Here is a 17,316-nt window from a genome sequence, read left to right as displayed (position 1 = left end):
CACACCTGGCCGGGGCTACTGGTTGCGGTACATCTCCGCGACCAGGAACGCCAGGTCCAGCGACTGGCTGCGGTTGAGCCGCGGGTCACAGGCCGTCTCGTAGCGCTGGTGCAGGTCGTCGACCAGCACCTCGTCGCCGCCGCCGACACACTCGGTGACGTCGTCGCCGGTCAGCTCCATGTGGATGCCGCCCGGGTGGGTGCCGAGCGCGCGGTGCACCTCGAAGAAGCCCTTGACCTCGTCGAGCACGTCGTCGAAGTTGCGGGTCTTGTGGCCGCTGGACGCCTCGAAGGTGTTGCCGTGCATCGGGTCACTGATCCACACCACCTGGGCGCCGGACGCGGTGACCTTCTCCACCAGGGTGGGCAGGTGGTCGCGGATCTTGCCCGCGCCCATCCGGGTGATGAAGGTGAGTCGGCCGGGCTCGCGGTCCGGGTCCAGCCGGTCGATCAGGGTGAGCGCCTCGTCGACCGTGGTGGTCGGGCCGAGCTTCACGCCGATCGGGTTGCGGATCTTCGAGGCGAACTCGATATGCGCGTGGTCCAGCTGGCGGGTGCGCTCACCGATCCACACCATGTGGCCGGAGACGTCGTACAGGTCGCCGGTGCGCGAGTCGGTGCGGGTCAGCGCCGTCTCGTAGTCCAGGATCAGCGCCTCGTGCGAGGAGAAGAACTCGACCGTCTTGAACTCCTCGGGGGCCACCCCACAGGCGTTCATGAAAGCCAGCGCCTGATCGATCTCCCGGGCCAGCTGCTCGTAGCGCTGACCGGCCGGGGAGTTGCGCACGAAGTCCTGGTTCCAGGCGTGCACCTGGCGCAGGTCGGCGTAACCACCGGTGGTGAAGGCGCGCACCAGGTTCAGCGTCGACGCGGAGGCGTTGTACATCCGCTTCAGGCGCTCCGGGTCCGGGATCCGGGACTCGGGGGTGAACTCGAAGCCGTTCACCGAGTCACCGCGGTACACCGGCAGCGTCACGCCGTCACGGGTCTCGGTGTTCTTCGAACGCGGCTTGGAGTACTGGCCGGCGATCCGGCCGACCTTCACCACCGGGACGGAGGCGGCGTAGGTGAGCACCGCCGCCATCTGGAGCAGGGTCTTCAGCTTGTTGCGGATCTGGTCGGCCGACACGGCGTCGAACGCCTCGGCGCAGTCACCGCCCTGCAGCAGGAACGCCTCACCACGCGCGACGGCGCCGAGCCGGGCGCGCAGCTGGTCGCACTCGCCGGCGAAGACGAGCGGCGGATAGGAGGCGAGCTCAGCAAGGGTCTTGCGCAGAGCCTCTTGGTCCGGCCATTCAGGCTGCTGCGCCGCGGGCAGGGACTGCCAGGAGTGGTTAGTCACGGTCACAGAAGCAAGGCTACGGGTTCGCCCCGGCAGCTTGGGGACGCCGCCCGGTGGGTGAGACAGCTCGTGGACATCGCCCCGGGCGTCCGGCCGGTGGGCTATGGTCTGCTCCATGACCGCGACGCACACCTTCTCCTGGTGGTGGGCCTGCCCGTTGGGCGGCCCACGGATCGCGCGTCCCTAGAGACGAACGACGGCCGCCCTTCGGGGCGGCCGTCGGCGTCTGTGTCCAGCGTCACGGCCCTCCCCGGAGGCGGCGGCAGAAGCCCGCAGCCAACCCCCGGAAGGGAACACCGCAGTCGTGACCACCACCGCAGCCGACCTGCTCGCCCGGCTCACCGCGCCCGGCGCCCCCGCCTTCGCCCTGCTGCACCGCCGCGCGCCCCGGCTCGCCCCCGACACCGTAGAGCTGCTGCTCGGCACCGTCTCCGAGCACGACACGCTGGCCGAACTGCCGGTTCGGCACGGCGTGCCCGCCGACGGGCCCCGGCACGACCTGCTCGCCCTCGTCCCCTACGCCCAGCTGCGCGAACGCGGCTTCGCCGCCCGCCAGGACGGCACCCCGCTGCGCGCCCTGGCCGTCGAGGAGCAGCACGCGCTGCCGCTGGCCGAGCTGCTGGCGGCGCTGCCGGACGCGCCGGTGGAGCTGCGCGGCGGGGAGTTCGACATCGCGGACGAGGAGTACGCCGGGATCGTCCGGCGGGTGATCGAGGACGAGATCGGGCGCGGCGAGGGCGCCAACTTCGTCATCCGGCGCGATTTCCGGGCCGAGCTGGCGGGCTTCTCCACCGCCACCGCGCTGACCCTGTTCCGGCGGCTGCTGGAGCACGAGCGCGGCGCCTACTGGACGTTCCTGGTGCACACCGGCGACCGGGTGCTGGTCGGCGCGTCCCCCGAGGTCCACGTCCGGCAGTCCGGCGGCACCGTGGTGATGAACCCGATCTCCGGCACCTACCGCTATCCGTCGAGCGGGCCCACCGCCGAATCCCTCCTCGAATTCCTGCGCGACCCGAAGGAGTTGGAGGAGCTCACCATGGTGGTCGACGAGGAACTGAAGATGATGTGCGCGGTCGGCGACCTTGGCGGGCAGGTGCTCGGGCCCCGGCTGAAGGAGATGTCGCACCTCGCGCACACCGAGTACGAGCTGCGCGGCCGCACCTCGCTGGACGTCCGGGAGGTGCTGCGGGAGACCATGTTCGCCGCCACCGTCACCGGCAGCCCCGTGCAGAACGCCACCCGGGTCATCGACCGGTACGAACGCGGCGGGCGCGGCTACTACTCGGGCGCGCTGGCGCTGATCGGGCGCTCCGCCGGCGGCGGCCAGCAGCTGGACTCGCCGATCTGCATCCGGGCCGCCGACATCGACCCCGCCGACGGCTCGCTGGTGGTCCGGGTCGGCGCCACCCTGGTCCGGCACTCCGACCCGTACTCGGAGGTCGCCGAGACGCATGCCAAGGCCGCCGGCGTGCTCTCCGCGATCGGCGCCCGCCCGGCCCGGTCGGCGAAGGCCGCCGCCGCCCGGCCCCGGCTCGCCGAGGACCACCGGGTGCAGTCCGCGCTGGGCTCCCGGCGGGCCGGCCTCGCCCCGTTCTGGCTGCGGATGCAGCAGCCCGCCGAGCCCCGCCCGGGCGCCCACGCGCTGGTGGTCGACGGCGAGGACACCTTCACCGCGATGCTCGCCCACCTGCTGCGCTCGCTCGGCCACACCGTCACCGTGCTGCGCTACGACGCCCCGTCGCTGCGCGAACAGGCCGCCGCCCACCCCGGCCCGCTGGTGCTCGGCCCCGGCCCCGGCGACCCCGCCGACCCGGACGACCCGAAGATGGCACTGCTGCGCCCGGTCGTCGCCGACGCCCTGGCCGCCGCCCGGGACGGCTCCCGGACCGCCCCGCTGCTGGCGGTCTGCCTCAGCCACCAGCTGCTGTCCGCGCAGCTCGGCCTGCCGCTGGCCCGCAAGGCCGTGCCGTACCAGGGCGCGCAGGAGAGCGTCGACCTGTTCGGCGTCCGCCGCACCGTGGGCTTCTACAACACCTTCACCGCCCGCTGCGACGACGACGCGGCGCGGCGCCTGGCCGCCGACGGCATCGAGGTGGCCCGCGACCCGCGCAGCGGGGACGTGCACGCGCTGCGCGGACCGGGCTTCGCGGGCCTCCAGTTCCACCCCGAGTCGGTGCTCACCAGGGACGGCGTGGAGATCGTCGCCGAACTGTTGAACGCCGTCCCGGCAGTACGCAGCTGACCCACCCGCCACACCCGCAACGAACCCTTAAAACGCGTAGTACGGAGTGGAGTTGACTGATATTCATATCCTGCTTCGCGAGCGGGAATGGAGGGGGACATGGCGCATTCAACGGAACACGACACGGTGGAGATCGTCCTCGACGACGGCACCGTCCTGCACGCGGCCGTCCGCGCGGGCTCGGAACCGACGGCCGGGGACGCGGGGGCGGTCTCCAGGGCGGTGACGCACAGCCTGGGCGAGGTGCGGCGGACGGTCCGCGCGGTGGGCCGCTGGGCCCGGGACACCGCGCGGGAGGCCGGCGACCCGGACTCCTTCGAGGTGGAGTTCGGCCTCAACCTGGGTGTGAAATCAGGCCAGTTGATCAGCGTGCTGGCGGAGGCGTCCGGCGAGGCGAGCCTGGTGGTACGGCTGGGCTGGTCGCGCCCCGACGGCCGCCCCGCCGACGCCGAGTGACGCCGCACGGCGCGCCGGCCGCCGCGCTCTGGCTGGCCGGACCCGACGGGGAGTTCCTCGGCAGCGGCTTCCACCTGGGCGCGGGCCGGGTGGTCAGCTGCGCCCACGTGGTGGCCGGACACCCGTCGGTCACGGCCCACCACTCCGGCACGGCGCATCCGGCCCGGGTGGTGCTGCTGGCCCCGCCCGAACGCCCGCCGGGCGCGGCCGTGCACCCGCCGCCGGACCTGGCGGTGCTGGACGTCCCGGGCCTGGCGGGCGCACCCGCGGTGCCGCTCGCCGGGCGGGACGTCGCCAACGGCGCCGCCGTGCTGGTGCACGGCTTCGCGGAGAACAAGCTGACCCGCGAAGTCGGCCCGGAATCCGCCCGGTTGACCGTGGCGGGCCCCTCCGGGCTCGGCCTGCGGGTGCAACTGGGTGCGGTCCCGTTCGGGTTGAGCGGCAGCATGGCGATCGACGGCGACGGCCGGGTGATCGGCATGCTGAAGGCCACCGCGGACAGCGTCGGCACGCTGGGCGGCTGGATCACCCCGCTGTCCGACCTGCTGCCGCTGCTCGGCGAACGCCCGGCCGCGCCGGAACGGAAGGTCACCGCCCAGGCGTGCGCCCGGCTGCTGGCCGAGGTCGCGCTGCTGCAGGACCCGCCGGCGCGACTGCAACTGATCCAGTTCATGAACGAGCAACTCGGCCCGGGCGCGGGGATCAAGGTGCCCTACCACGGGCATGCATTCCTGCACCTGAGCGGCATCGCCGCCGCCTGCCTCAAGCACCGCGACCCGACCAGCGCCCTGCACGCCCTGCTGGACTGCGCCTTCGCCTTGTCCGGACCGGACCAGGCGCTCGACGAACTCAGAAGACTGCTGCACATCGACCCGGAGGGCTAAGGGATGGACCGCTGCACCAGGGAGACCCGGCACATGCTGCAGCGCATCCTGTCGGGCTGGTTCGAACTGGCCGTACCGCTGCCCCAGTTGGAGCAGCACCTCGCCGAACAGACCGACTACGTCGTCCAGGTGAACTTCGCCGGCCTCCCGCAGGCCGCCCAGCGGATCGCCAAATACCTGGCCGAGGACCACCCCCAGCCCGCCGCCGCGATCAGCCACCTGTACGACTGGCTGACCGACGCCTTCGGTTCCCAACTGCGCGGCGACTGGGTCGGGTTCCTCGGCCGGGTGCAGGACGCCCGGGGGCTGACGATGGACCAGCGGGCCGACTTCGTGGTGATCGCCCAGGTGCTGTGCTTCCCGGCGCCGCTGCCGGAGCGCGCCTCCGGCCTGGAGCTGCTCGGCCTGGCCGAACGGTCCCTGGCCGGCGGCAGCCCCGCCCTGCTGCTGCTCGAAATCGACCGCGTCGAGGAGCAGTTGGCCCAGCAGGCCCGAGTCGCGGTGGACCGCTCGCGCAGCTACGTCCAGCGTGTGCCGTCCCCGCCACCCCCGGTCTGGCGGGCGGTGGCGGTCGCCGTCGCGCTGCTGGCCCTGGCGGGCGGGCTGGCGGCCCTGGTGCTCGACAAGGGGCCGGCGCCGCTGCCCGACCAGGCGGTGACCTGGCAACCGGGGTCGGTGGATCCGGGCAACGCGTCCTTCGCCCTGGTGAACGTCCCGCCCGAGGCGAAGCGTCTGGTGGCACACATCGAGTTGACGGACGAGCATCCCGACCAAGGCAGCTGCCGTGGGATCCAGATCGCCCTCTCCGCCGAACCGGGCGGGAGCACCGGCTGGCAGCCGCCGGACAAGCCGCTGTCCGTCGCCGTCCCACCCGGCCACAACGGCCTGCGCGTCACCCTGCGCATGAATGCCTCGCCCGGCTGCGTACGAAAGATAGACACCCAGCGCGTCGAGTTCGAGCGATAGGAGGTTCCCGTGCACGCACCACGCACCGTCCGTCTGGCGGCCTGTCTGCTCCTGCTGGCCGCCGCCGCATTCGGCTGCTCCGACGACAGCAAGCCGAATCCGTTCGACAGCGATCCGATCAAGATCGGCTTCAAGGACGGCCGCCCAGGCATGTCGGTCCTCACCGGCAAGGGCAACTACGACGGCTTCGAGCCGCACGTGGCGCAGAAGGTGGTGCAGGGTCTACTGCACCGCGACTTCACCTCGCTGCCGGTGACCACGGCCAACTGGAAGGAAGCCCTCCTCGACGGCAAGACCAACCACAACAAGGTCGACCTGGTGATAGCCGACATCTCCGAACGGGACGATCTGAAGCACGACTTCGACATGGCCGGCCCCTACCTGCAGACCCCGCTCGGCGTCCTGCTGAAGGCCTCGGACACCCGGGAGATCAACAAAGCCGAGGACCTCCGGCCGCTCGCCGTCTGCGCGCAGGAGAAGACCACCGCCTACAGCACCCTGGAGCAGAACGGCGGTCGGCCCCCCGTCAGCGCCACGGACCTCGGCGGGTGCATCGACCGGCTCAACGACGGCACCGCCGAGGCGGTGCTCGCCGACTACGTGGTCCTGCAGGGCATCGCGATCAACTCCGGTTCCGGTACCGAGCACACCTACCGGGTCCCCCGGAACGCCCGGATCGGCAGGCCGCAGTACCTGATGATGATGCTGCCCAAGGGCCACCAGAAGGCCTGCGAGCTGCTCCGCAAGGCGATCGCCGACTACCTCCAGGACACCGACTGGACGACCACCCTGAAGCAGGACCTCGGGCTCGACGACTTCACCAACGAGGAGATCCGCGACACCTTCCAGCCCGTCACCAACGCCGTCGGTGAGGACTGCTCGGCCTAGCCCAGCTCCTCGTCCAGCCCCTGCTCGATCGCGTACCGCACCAGCTCGACCCGGTTGTGCAGTTGCAGCTTGCCGAGGGTGTTCTGCACGTGGTTCTGCACGGTGCGGTGCGAGAGCACCAGCCGGTCGGCGATCTGGCGGTACGACAGGCCCTTGGCGACCAGCCGCAGCACCTCCGTCTCCCGGGGGGTCAGCTGCGGCACGGCCGGCTGGGCGGGGGTGCCGGGCTCGGTGGCCAGGCGGCGGAACTCGCCGAGCACCAGCCCGGCCAGGCCGGGGGTGAAAACCGGGTCGCCGACGGCGGTGCGGCTCACCGCGTCGATCAGTTCCTCGCGGCCGGCCGACTTCACCAGGTAGCCGGTCGCTCCGGACTTCACCGCCTCCAGCACGTCGGCGTGCTCGCCGCTCGCGGACAGCACCAGCACCCGCACCGCCGGGTCGGCGGCCACCACCTGGCGGCACACCTCGACGCCGGGCAGCGCGGGCAGGTTGAGGTCGAGTACCACCACCTGCGGGGCGCTGGCCCTGGCCCGGCGCACCGCCTCCTCGCCGTCCCCGGCGGTGGCGACCACCGCGAACCCGGCCTCCGCCAGGTCCCGGGCCACCCCGTCGCGCCACATCGGGTGGTCGTCCACCACCATCACCCGCACCGGCTGATCAGACATCGCCACCCCTCCTCGGCCACCGCAGTTCCACCTCGACGCCCTCTCCGGGCACCGAGTACAGCTCGGCGCTGCCGCCGAGGTCCAGCATCCGGCCGCGGATCGACTGCGACACGCCCAGCCGGCCGTCGCGCTGCGCCTGGGCCAGCCGTCCGGCCGGGAAGCCGGGGCCGTCGTCGCGGACCGAGACCGTGACGGCCTGCGGCTCGTCCTCCAGCAGGATCCAGGCGCGGGCGCCCTCACCCGCGTGCGTCCGTACGTTGTCCAGCGCGGCCGCGACCGCGGCGGCCAGTTCGGCGGCCACCGGCGCGGGCATCAGCACCGGGGTGGCGGGCGCGGCAACGGTGATCCGCTCGTCCGCGTGCCGGGAGACCAGCGGGCGCAGGTCCGCCTCGCCGTCCTCGAGTTCCGGCTGCTGGGCGCCTGTCATCAGGGCCCGCAGCGCGCGTTCCTGTTCCCCCGCCAGTCGTCCCAGCTCGGCGGCGTCGCCCTGCTGACGGTGCACCAGGGCGAGCACCTGGAGCACCCCGTCGTGGATGTCCCGGGACAGCCGTTCGCGTTCCCGGGTGGCGGCCTCCACCTGGAGTGCCCGGGTGAGCACGGCCTCGCTGGCCCGGGCGAGTTCGATGACGTAGCCGATCGCGCAGCCCGCGACCAGCAGCAGCACGATGTTGTGCAGGTTGTCGGGGCTGACCCCGCCGTGGCCGAAGATGTTGGCGGCGCCGATCACCGCTCCGGCGAACGCGGCGGGCCGCCAGCCGCCCTTGCCGGCGAAGCCGAGCACGGTGCCGGCCGCCCAGATGGTGGGCAGCGTCGGCGCGCCGGCGTGGATCCGGGCGGGGGTGTCGATGAAGCCGCTCTGCACGATGCCGAACACCGCGAACAGCAGGTCGGTGCCGAGCACCGCCCAGGTGCACCGCTTCGGCCCGGCGAACGCCCGGGTGCTGGCCAGCGTCCACAGGGTCAGCGCGCCCAGGTAGATCCAGCCGGACACCGGGTGCAGGAACTCCCGGTACGCGGTGAAGAACCGCAGCACCGCGTACGCGAGTGCCAGCACCCGGAAGTACCCCATGGCACGCCACAGCGGCAGTTCCACCGACATCCCGCCGGCCACCACGGCCGCGGCCGGACCTGACGGCCCCGGCTGCGGCACGGCGGGTCTGTGCTCCCCCACGGCAAGCCCCCCTGACGGCCGGTCAGGCCCCGGCGTCCTTCTCCTGCTCTGCCTTTTCCCGACCTGCGGCCGTCTCCTGCTCGGCCTTCTCCTGCTCGGCGGAGGCGGCCTTCTCGGCCTTCTGCTGCGCCTTGCGGTCCGCGTCGGCGGCCTTCTTCTCCTCGGCCAGCTGCCGCTTGGCGGCGGTCGCGTAGATGTCCACGTACTCCTGGCCGGACAGCCGCATGATCTCGTACATCACCTCGTCGGTGACCGAGCGCAGGATGAACCGGTCGTTCTCCATGCCCTGGTAGCGGGAGAAGTCCAGCGGACGGCCGATCCGGATGCCGGGGCGGACGCCGAAGTTGGGGATCACCTGGCCGGGCGGCTGCACCTTCTCGGTGTCGATCATCGCGACCGGGATCACCGGCGCACCGGTGGCCAGCGCGACGCGGGCCAGGCCGCCGACCTTGCCGCGGTACAGCTTGCCGTCGGGCGAGCGGGTGCCCTCCGGGTAGACGCCGAACACCTCGCCGCGCTCGATCACCGCGATGCCGCTGCGGATCGCCGCCTCGCCGGCGCCGCGGGCGCCCGAGCGGTCCACCGGCAGCTGGCCGACGCCCTTGAAGAACGCCGCGGTCAGCCGGCCCTTGATGCCGGGCGTGGTGAAGTACTCGGCCTTCGCGATGAACGTCACCCGCCGCTTGAGCAGCGCGGGTAGGAAGAACGAGTCCGAGAAGGACAGGTGGTTGCTGGCGAGGATGGCCGGGCCTTCGTCCGGAATGTTCTCCTCGCCCTCCATCCACGGCCGGAAGAAGATCCGCAGCAGCGGCGCGACGATCATCTTCATCAGTCGGTAGAACAACCGGGGCCTCCTGTTGTGCGGACCGGACGATCCTAATGCTTGTGCTCGCCCGCCCGTGCACCGGCGACCCGTTCCAGGGCCGCCGCGCACCTCTGTACGGGGCAACCCGCCCGTGGGACGATCGGGGAAAACCCCCCACACCTCCAGGAGTTCCGCCGATGCCGCTGATGCCGGGAGCCGAGCCCTACCGCCACGACGGCGGGCCGGTCGGCGTGCTGCTCGTTCACGGTTTCACCGGTTCCCCGCAGTCCATGCGGCCGTGGGCCGAACATCTGGCCGACGCCGGACTCACCGTCAGCGTCCCGCTGCTGCCCGGCCACGGAACCCGCTGGCAGGACCTCCAGCCGACCCGCTGGGAGGACTGGTACGCCACCGCGGAGACCGCCCTCCTCGAGCTCGCCGACCGGTGCGAGCAGGTCTTCGTCTGCGCGCTGTCGATGGGCGGGGCACTCGCCCTCAAGCTCGCCGAGAAGCACGGCGACCGGATCTCCGGGCTGGTGCTCGTCAACCCGTCGGTGCGCTCCGACAACCCCGCGACGGTGCTTCTTCCGGTCCTGCGCCACCTGCTGCCGTCGCTGCCCGGCATCGCCTCGGACATCGCGAAGCCCGGCACGACCGAGGTCGGCTACGACCGGTTGCCGCTGCACGCCGCCTGGTCACTGGCCCGGCTGTGGAAGAGCGTCCAGGCGGGAATGCCGAGGGTGACCCAGCCCGTTCTGCTGTTGCACAGTCCGCAGGACCACGTGGTCTCGCCGCACAACTCGGCGATGGTGCTCGCCCGGATATCCTCGACCGATGTGACGGAGCTGCTGCTCGACCGCAGCTTCCACGTGGCCACGCTGGACCACGACGCCGGTCTGATCTTCGGGGCGAGCCTCGACTTCGTCCGGCGGCTGGCCCCGGCAGCGGCGGTCGATGCCGGGAACCACTCGGGCTGAAAGGCCGATAGTGAACGAGACCAGCAAAGCGAACGACGACGACCTGCCCCGCGACGACCCGAAGGCGGCCGAACCCGCCGAAGAAGCCGCGCCCGAGCCCGCCCCGCGGCGCCCCGCCGCCGGCAGCCAGGCCGAACAGGACGCGATCTTCGCCGAGCTGGTCGGCCGGTTCGACGAACCCGTGGACGCCACCGAGCACGCCTGGCCCGACGCGGAGAACGTCACCGAGCGCCCCCGGCGGCCCAGCGCGCCCACCGGCCCCACCGGCCTCGGCGACTTCACCCCCCGCCCGGTCCCCCGCCCCGCCGAGGGCGGCCCCCGCGACTACACCGTCGCCGAGGACGAGGACGAGGGCCACTTCGTCCCGCCGGAGCCCCCGCCGCTGCCCCCGGCCGAAACCACCGCCAAGTTCGCCTGGCTGGCCGTCCTCGGCGGACCGGCACTGATCATGTTCGACGCCCTGGTGTGGCGCGAGGTCTCCGGCTGGCCCGCCTGGGTCGGCGGCATCGCCTTCCTCGGCGGCTTCGCCACCCTGGTGGCCCGCATGAAGGACCGCAACGACGACGAGCCCGACGACCCGAACGGCGGCGCCGTCGTCTGACCCCGCCCGCGCCGGGGCCGAAGACCGCTCAGCCCCGGCGCGACCGTTCCGTCACGGAGCGGGCACCCGCAGTGCCGCCAGCACCGGCAGATGATCCGTCGCCGCCCGCAGGTCCTCCGCCGAGACACCCGGCAGCGGATACGGCACCCCGCAGCCCAGCACATCGATGTCCGGCGTCGCGAACACCCCGTCGATCCGCTGGTACGGCTGCGCCGGCACCGAAGTGAACGTCCCGCCCCACGGCGCCTTCGCGTGAGCGTCCGTCAACTCCTCCGCGAACGCCCGCCAACCCGGGCCCTCCGGCGGCTCGTTGAAATCCCCGGCCACCACGCCCGGCTCCCCCGGCCGAAGTTGACGCCGCAACAGCTCGAACTGCCGCAGCCGCTCCTCCGGTTGAAGACTCAGATGGCAACTCGTCACCGAGAACGGCCGCGACCCGCCGATCCGCAGCAACGCACTCGCGAACCCCCGCGCATGCAGCCCCCGCGCCTTCGGCAACAGCGTGTCCCGCAGCTCCAGCACGTCCACCCGCAACCTGCCGAGCAACAACGGCCCCGCCGCGACGCGGCCGCCGCCGGCCAGAATCACCATGCCGGTCCGGTGCGCCAGCCACGCCGCGGCCTTCTCGCTCTTCCAGTACCGCGGCGACTCCTGCACACACACCACGTCCGGATCGCACGCCCGGATCACCCGAGCCACCGCCGCCCGGTCATCACGCAACGACCGCACGTTGTAACTCATCACCCGCACCCGCCGCGCCCCGTCCGGCTCCACCCCGGAGGACGCCAACGCAACATCAGTGTCCGTCACCTGACCGACAGTAACAGGGAGAGCACAGCCGGGGGCGCGAGTGGGTGCGAAACCAGGGGCGCGGGGAACTGCGCGAAGCGGAAGGCACCCACCCGCAAGATCGCGACGCGGGACAATGACCTGCACTTGATCGCGACCTCGCGGACGTGGTGTGCGCTTGTCGCGCAGTTCTCCCCCAGCCCTAGGGGGCTGGGAGGTGCCCCCACGCGCCCCTGATTCGGTCACCCGCCAGCTCGCGCCAGTCTCCCCGCGCCCGCCAGCTCTCTCAGCTGCGCGCCAGGTCCGCCGCCCCGGCGATCCCCGCCGCCGACCCCATCGACGCCAGCACGACGTTCGCGCGCGGCCGGGCCGGCCCGCCCGTCAGGTACTTCTCGAAGGCGACCGAGACAGGGTCGAGCAGCAGACGGCCGGAGTCCGAGACGCCGCCGCCGAGGACGAAGACGGCCGGGTCGAAGAGCGCGGCGAGGTCGGCCATGCCGCGGCCGAGCCAGTCGGCGACCTCCGCGTAGCAGGCGAGGGCCAGCGGGTCGCCCTCCTCCGCGGCCTGGGTGATGTGGATACCGCGAATGGTCTCGGCGAGGCCCTCGTTGAGTTCGAGCATCCGCTTGCCGGCGATCGGGTCGGCGGCGGCCTTCTCGCGGCCGTAGCGTCGCAGCGCGCGCCCGGAGCCGTACTGTTCCCAGCAGCCGTGGCCGCCGCAGCCGCAGGGCAGGCCGTCGGGGACCATGTTGAGGTGGCCGATCTCGCCGGCGACGCCGAACCGTCCGCGGTGCAGGCGGCCGTCGAGGACGATGCCGCCGCCGATGCCGGTGCCGACGGTGATCAGCAGCATGTCCTCGTAATCGGCCGCGGCGCCGAACCGGAACTCGGCCCAGGCGGCGCAGTTGGCGTCGTTCTCGATCACGGTGGGCAGGCCGGTGAGTTCCTCGACGCGCTGCTTGAGGGGCTCGTTCTCCCAGGCGATGTTGGGCGCCATCAGGACGGTGGAGCGGTCCCGGCTGACGAAGCCGGGCGCGCCGACGCCGACGGCGGCGACGCCGGGGTACTGCTCCTTCAACTCCCGTACGCCCTGGGCGATGGCGTCGACCGCCCACTGGGGGTCGGCCGGGGTGGGCACCCGGGTCTTGGCCAGAATCTCGCCGGACTCGTCGACCACACCTGCTGCGATCTTGGTACCGCCGACGTCCACGCCGATGGTCAGAGCCATGTGTCCCTCAGCTATTCACTCGTTCCCGCTCAGGCGGAACGGTACCGGCTGAGGGGTGCCCACGTACACAGTTCGGCCTACATTATCCGAAGGCAACCCTCGACCCATCGGGCAAACTGCCTTCAGGAGTCATATCGACTGTCCCGTTCGGTGATGGCTCGAAACCGCAAAGTGACGCTGACGAACTTCCGGCTTAACTACTTGTCGGAGGCCTCTTGGGGCCCGTCCAGGTCCACCCGCTCGGTCTCGGCGTGTTGGGGCGCCGACCAGCGCCGCTCGTGACCGGCCACCGCGGCGCGGTACGCGGCCAGCAGCTCGCCGCCGGCGGCGGCCAGGTGGCCGTACACCTCGGGGTTGGACTCACGCAGCTTGCCGCCGATCTCCACGGCCTTGCCGCCGAGCGCGGTCGCGAACTTCCGCACCTCTTCCACCAGCGGCGCGAACTCGCCCGTCCCGCCCGGCTGTTCCGTACTCATCACACGCTCCCGTCCGTCGGATTCCGCTACCCGCGCGGCCACAGTGCGGGATCGGGGGTGAACCGCACCGACAGCGTCCCGTCGACCAGGCCGGCCCCGCTGACGGTGCAACGGCGCAGCGCGGACGGGAGTGCCACGACTCGCCGGTAGGTTCCGGCGCCGAGGACCAATTCGTCGCCGCGGCGCAGCAGTTCGAGGTCCTCGCGGTCCGCGCCGGGCAGCGGCAGGTGCCAGATCAGCAGGTTCTCGGCGGCCAGCCGGTCCTCGGTCCAGGGCTCGGCGGGCGCGGGGATGCGCGGGGCGCCGGCCCGGTACAGCTGCTCGGCGAGCGCTTCCAGGGTGCTGTCCGGCTGCCGGGCGGTCAGCAGTGGGACGTCCAACGCCTCTGCCAGCGTGTCGAGTTGTTCGCGCTGCCGGGCGGCGGTGCGGGCCAGCCACGGGTCCGGGGAGTCGACGGCTTCGGCGGGGTGCGCGCCGTGCGCGACCACCGCGTCCAGCGGCAGGCCGTGCAGGGCGAGTCCGGCCCGGATCCGGGCGAGGGCGCGCGGCGCGGGGCGGGCGGCGTCCAGCACCAGGCGGACGGTGGTGCCGGGCGCGGTGATCACGGCGGCGGCCTCGGCGAGCGCGGCGGACGCGGCGGCCCGGGCCTCGAACAGCTTGTCGGTGGGCATTGGGACGCCCGCCAGTCCGGCCAGCAGCGGGCGCAGCGCGCGGGCGGCCTGGCGCTGTTCGGGGAGCAGCCGGGTCAGGTAGCGCTCCAGCTGGTCGGGCAGCGCGAGGGTGGCGATCAGTTCGGCGGGCGGCGGGGCGGCGACCACCAGGACCTCGGCCTTGGCCCGGGGCAGCGCGCGCAGCAGGGCGAGGGCGCGGGTGCCGGGCAGCGGGGCGAGCTCGTCGGGATCGAGCGGCTGGGCGCCGATCAGGTCGAGCGCGGGGGCGAGCCGCTCGCGGTAGCCGTCCAGGGCGGAGCGGAACGCGGCCTGTTCGTCGACCCTGGCGGCGCTCAGGAAGCGCTCCAGCTCGACGGCTTCGGGCCCGAGCCGGACGCCGAGCAGGTCGTCGACGGCCCGGTGCGGGTCGTCGGCGGCCAGCAGCAGGGTTTCGCTGCCCTGCCGGGCGTGGTGCAGGGCGGTGGCGGCGGCGATCCTGGCGGATTCGGGGCCGCTGACGAGTACGGTGCGGGTGGCCACGGACCCGGTCAGCCCTCGACGCGCTTCTTCAGGCCGGCCAGCGCCCGGTCGATGATGACCTTCTCGGCCTTGCGCTTGATCATGCCGAGCATCGGGATCTTGACGTCCACGGCCAGCTGGTAGGTGACCTCGGTGCGGCCCTGGCCGGCGGGGGTGAGCCGGTAGGAGCCGTCCAGGGAGCGCAGCATCTGGCTCCGGACCAGGGTCCAGCTGACCTCGCGGTCGCCGTCCCAGGTGTAGGCGAGGGAGTGCTCGTCGCGGATCGCGCCGGCGTCCAGCAGCAGCCGCACCTCGGCGGCGCGGCCGTCCGGTCCGGTCTGCAGGACCTCGATCTCCTTCAGTTCGTCGGTCCACTCCGGGTAGGCGGCGAAATCGGCGATCACCGCCATGACCTCGGCCGGGGTGGCGTCGATGACAATGCTCGACCTGGTGTGCTCCGCCATTGCGGCCTCCGCGATCTCCCTGTGCTGCTGTGCGCCCACCAGAGGCTATCGCGGGCGGGCCCGGCTACTTTCCGCCCGGGCACCTTACCGGCGGGTCACATTGCGTCTGCCGTAGGGTTCGCATCGATCCATCCCACGTCCGACCTGCGATGTGACGATCGGAACACCGAGGCCGACCCCTCTGGTCGAACTCACCTACCCAGCAGTAACGTCCAGTCGTCCCGCAGCGTCGCAGACGAGGAGCAGTCTTGCTCGAGGAGTTCAGCCTTCCGGCCCGCTACCAGGTACCGAGCGACGGCAACCTCGCCGACCTGGTCCACCAGAACGCGGAGCGGCACCCGGGCGTCGCTGTGCTCAGCCGCAAGGCGGACGGGCACTGGCAGGACCTCACTGCCGTCCAGTTCCTCGCCGAGGTGCACGCCGTAGCCAAGGGCCTGATCGCGTCCGGCGTCGGCCCGGGCGACCGGGTCGCCGTGATGTCCCGCACCCGCTACGAGTGGACGCTGCTGGACTTCGCGATCTGGACCGCCGGCGCGATCACCGTCCCCGTCTACGAGACCTCCTCCGCCGAGCAGGTGCAGTGGATCCTCGGCGACTCCGGCGCACTCGTCGTGATCACCGAGACCGACAAGCACGCCGCCGTGATCACCGAGATCCGCGAGGCCGTGCCCGGGCTCAAGCACACCTGGCAGATCGAACGCGACGGCATCGCCGAACTGACCCGGGCCGGCCAGGACGTCGCCGACCAGGTGATCGCCGAACGCCGCGTCATCGCGAACCCCGACTCGATCTCCACCATCGTCTACACCTCGGGCACCACCGGCCGCCCCAAGGGCTGTCAGCTCACCCACGGCAACTTCCTCGCCGAACTGGGCAACGTCACCGCCCGGATGCCCGAGCTGTTCGTCACCGGCGAGTCCTCGGTCCTGCTGTTCCTGCCGCTGGCCCACGTGCTCGGCCGGATCGCCGAGATCGCCGCCGCCATCGTCCCGGTCAAGCTCGGCCACGTCTCCGACATCCGGAACGTCACCGAGGAACTCGGCTCCTTCCAGCCGACGCTGATCCTCGGCGTCCCCCGGGTCTTCGAGAAGGTCTACAACACCGCCCGCGCCAAGGCCCAGGCCGACGGCAAGGGCAAGATCTTCGACCGCGCCGCCGACACCGCCATCGCCTACAGCCGTGCCCTGGACGCCGGCGGCCCCTCGCTGATGCTGCGGATCAAGCACGCGATCTTCGACAAGCTGGTCTACGTCAAGCTCCGCAACGCGCTCGGCGGCCGCTGCAAGACCGCCATCTCCGGCGGCGCCCCGCTCGGCGAACGGCTCGGCCACTTCTACCGCGGCATCGGCTTCTCCGTCCTGGAGGGCTACGGCCTCACCGAGTCCTGCGCCGCCACCACCTTCAACCCCAACGACCGGGCCAAGATCGGCACCGTCGGCCAGCCGCTCCCCGGCTCCGCGGTCCGCATCGCCGAGGACGGCGAGGTCCTGCTCAAGGGCCCGAACATCTTCACCGGCTACTGGAACAACCCCACCGCCACCGCCGAGGCCCTCCGGGACGGCTGGTTCGCCACCGGCGACATCGGCACCCTCGACGACGACGGTTACCTCACCATCACCGGCCGCAAGAAGGAAATCATCGTCACCGCCGGCGGCAAGAACGTCGCCCCCGCCGTGATCGAGGACCGCATCCGCGCCCACGCGATCGTCGGCGAGGTCATGGTCGTCGGCGACCGCAAGCCCTTCATCGCCTGCCTCGTCACGGTCGACGACGAGTTCTTCCCCCGCTGGAAGGCCCTCAACAACAAGCCCGCCGACGCGACGGTCTCCGACCTCCGCGAGGACCCCGACCTCCTCGCCGCGATCCAGGCCGCCGTCGACGACGGCAACCTGGCCGTCTCCCACGCCGAGGCCGTCAAGAAGTTCCGCCTCCTCACCACCACCTTCACCGAAGCCAGCGGCCACCTCACCCCGTCCCTCAAGCTCAAGCGCAACGTCGTCCTGAAGGACTTCGCGGCCGACATCGAGGCGCTGTACGCCCGGTAAGGGAAACCTGGGGCGGGGGGGGCGGGGGGTGTGGGGGCCGGGGCCCCCCCCCCCCGGGGGGCCGCCCCCCCCCCGGGCCCCCCCCCCCCCCCCCCCCCCCCCCCCCCGGGGCCCCCCCCCCCCCCATACCCACCCCCCACCCGCGGGTC

The 17,316-nt window shown here is 72.3% G+C and carries 17 protein-coding genes; 8 read left to right on the top strand and 9 right to left on the bottom strand.

The features are described 5' to 3' along the window. Positions 1-15: 15 nt before the first annotated feature. Positions 16-1,347, bottom strand: a complete 1,332-nt coding sequence (locus ACFYS8_RS23465; RefSeq protein WP_387643716.1) for a class II 3-deoxy-7-phosphoheptulonate synthase — start codon at positions 1,345-1,347, stop codon at positions 16-18. A 298-nt stretch (positions 1,348-1,645) separates the two neighbouring features. Between ACFYS8_RS23465 and ACFYS8_RS23460 the strand changes: the two genes are divergently transcribed. The 5 genes from ACFYS8_RS23460 (at position 1,646) to ACFYS8_RS23440 (ending at position 6,777) form a co-directional block, all read left to right on the top strand. Further along, on the top strand, positions 1,646-3,583 hold the full coding sequence (locus ACFYS8_RS23460; RefSeq protein WP_387643714.1) for an anthranilate synthase family protein: 1,938 nt from the start codon (positions 1,646-1,648) through the stop codon (positions 3,581-3,583). A gap of 99 nt (positions 3,584-3,682) precedes the next feature. After that, positions 3,683-4,039 carry a CU044_2847 family protein gene (locus tag ACFYS8_RS23455; RefSeq protein WP_387643711.1) on the top strand — a complete coding sequence of 119 codons (357 nt, stop codon included), beginning with the start codon at positions 3,683-3,685 and terminating at the stop codon, positions 4,037-4,039. Next, complete coding sequence (locus ACFYS8_RS23450; RefSeq protein ID WP_387643709.1) at positions 4,036-4,923, top strand: trypsin-like peptidase domain-containing protein; 888 nt, start codon at positions 4,036-4,038, stop codon at positions 4,921-4,923. Before ACFYS8_RS23455 ends, ACFYS8_RS23450 begins: the two co-directional genes overlap by 4 nt. Before the next feature lie 33 nt (positions 4,924-4,956). Then, positions 4,957-5,889: a hypothetical protein gene (locus tag ACFYS8_RS23445; RefSeq protein ID WP_387643706.1), complete on the top strand. Its 933-nt coding sequence runs from the start codon at positions 4,957-4,959 to the stop codon at positions 5,887-5,889. 9 nt (positions 5,890-5,898) lie between these two features. Then, a complete protein-coding gene (locus ACFYS8_RS23440) occupies positions 5,899-6,777 on the top strand; it encodes a transporter substrate-binding domain-containing protein (protein ID WP_387643704.1) in 879 nt (292 codons plus the stop codon). Here the strand turns inward: ACFYS8_RS23440 and ACFYS8_RS23435 are convergent. The 3 genes from ACFYS8_RS23435 to ACFYS8_RS23425 form a co-directional block, all read right to left on the bottom strand. Beyond that, positions 6,774-7,442 (bottom strand): response regulator, encoded by a 669-nt coding sequence (locus ACFYS8_RS23435; protein ID WP_387643702.1) that lies wholly within the window; start codon positions 7,440-7,442, stop codon positions 6,774-6,776. The two genes, ACFYS8_RS23440 and ACFYS8_RS23435, sit on opposite strands and share 4 nt — an antisense overlap. After that, the gene (gene macS, locus ACFYS8_RS23430; RefSeq protein ID WP_387643868.1) at positions 7,435-8,541 is read right to left on the bottom strand and encodes a MacS family sensor histidine kinase; all 1,107 of its coding nucleotides are present in this window, start codon (positions 8,539-8,541) and stop codon (positions 7,435-7,437) included. Before macS ends, ACFYS8_RS23435 begins: the two co-directional genes overlap by 8 nt. Positions 8,542-8,635: 94 nt before the next feature. Next, a complete protein-coding gene (locus ACFYS8_RS23425) occupies positions 8,636-9,442 on the bottom strand; it encodes a 1-acyl-sn-glycerol-3-phosphate acyltransferase (protein ID WP_387643865.1) in 807 nt (268 codons plus the stop codon). 173 nt (positions 9,443-9,615) lie between these two features. Between ACFYS8_RS23425 and ACFYS8_RS23420 the strand changes: the two genes are divergently transcribed. Both ACFYS8_RS23420 and ACFYS8_RS23415 read left to right on the top strand, forming a co-directional pair. Next, the gene (locus ACFYS8_RS23420) at positions 9,616-10,395 is read left to right on the top strand and encodes an alpha/beta hydrolase (protein ID WP_387643699.1); all 780 of its coding nucleotides are present in this window, start codon (positions 9,616-9,618) and stop codon (positions 10,393-10,395) included. A gap of 10 nt (positions 10,396-10,405) precedes the next feature. Then, a complete protein-coding gene (locus tag ACFYS8_RS23415) occupies positions 10,406-10,996 on the top strand; it encodes a hypothetical protein (protein ID WP_387643696.1) in 591 nt (196 codons plus the stop codon). Positions 10,997-11,047: 51 nt separating this feature from the next. Here ACFYS8_RS23415 and ACFYS8_RS23410 read toward each other — a convergent pair whose 3' ends face one another. From ACFYS8_RS23410 to ACFYS8_RS23390, 5 genes are all read right to left on the bottom strand, one after another. Then, positions 11,048-11,806, bottom strand: a complete 759-nt coding sequence (locus ACFYS8_RS23410) for an endonuclease/exonuclease/phosphatase family protein (protein ID WP_387643694.1) — start codon at positions 11,804-11,806, stop codon at positions 11,048-11,050. A 265-nt stretch (positions 11,807-12,071) separates the two neighbouring features. Then, positions 12,072-13,013, bottom strand: coding sequence for an ROK family glucokinase (locus tag ACFYS8_RS23405; RefSeq protein ID WP_387643691.1), 942 nt, complete (start codon positions 13,011-13,013; stop codon positions 12,072-12,074). A 197-nt stretch (positions 13,014-13,210) separates the two neighbouring features. Then, the gene (locus tag ACFYS8_RS23400) at positions 13,211-13,489 is read right to left on the bottom strand and encodes a DUF5304 family protein (protein WP_387643689.1); all 279 of its coding nucleotides are present in this window, start codon (positions 13,487-13,489) and stop codon (positions 13,211-13,213) included. 26 nt (positions 13,490-13,515) lie between these two features. Further along, complete coding sequence (locus tag ACFYS8_RS23395; RefSeq protein ID WP_387643686.1) at positions 13,516-14,679, bottom strand: ArsA family ATPase; 1,164 nt, start codon at positions 14,677-14,679, stop codon at positions 13,516-13,518. An 8-nt stretch (positions 14,680-14,687) separates the two neighbouring features. Continuing rightward, positions 14,688-15,122 carry an SRPBCC family protein gene (locus ACFYS8_RS23390; RefSeq protein WP_387643684.1) on the bottom strand — a complete coding sequence of 145 codons (435 nt, stop codon included), beginning with the start codon at positions 15,120-15,122 and terminating at the stop codon, positions 14,688-14,690. A 248-nt stretch (positions 15,123-15,370) separates the two neighbouring features. Here ACFYS8_RS23390 and ACFYS8_RS23385 point away from each other — a divergent pair, with 248 nt between their 5' ends. Next, positions 15,371-17,167, top strand: a complete 1,797-nt coding sequence (locus tag ACFYS8_RS23385) for an AMP-dependent synthetase/ligase (RefSeq protein WP_387643682.1) — start codon at positions 15,371-15,373, stop codon at positions 17,165-17,167. Positions 17,168-17,316 lie beyond the last annotated feature (149 nt).

Origin of the sequence: Kitasatospora sp. NPDC004615 (assembly GCF_042873545.1) — a bacterium.
In the GTDB taxonomy this organism is placed as follows: domain Bacteria; phylum Actinomycetota; class Actinomycetes; order Streptomycetales; family Streptomycetaceae; genus Kitasatospora.
The sequence above is the reverse complement of the archived record's forward strand: the minus strand, read 5'-3'. Positions and strand labels throughout refer to the sequence as shown.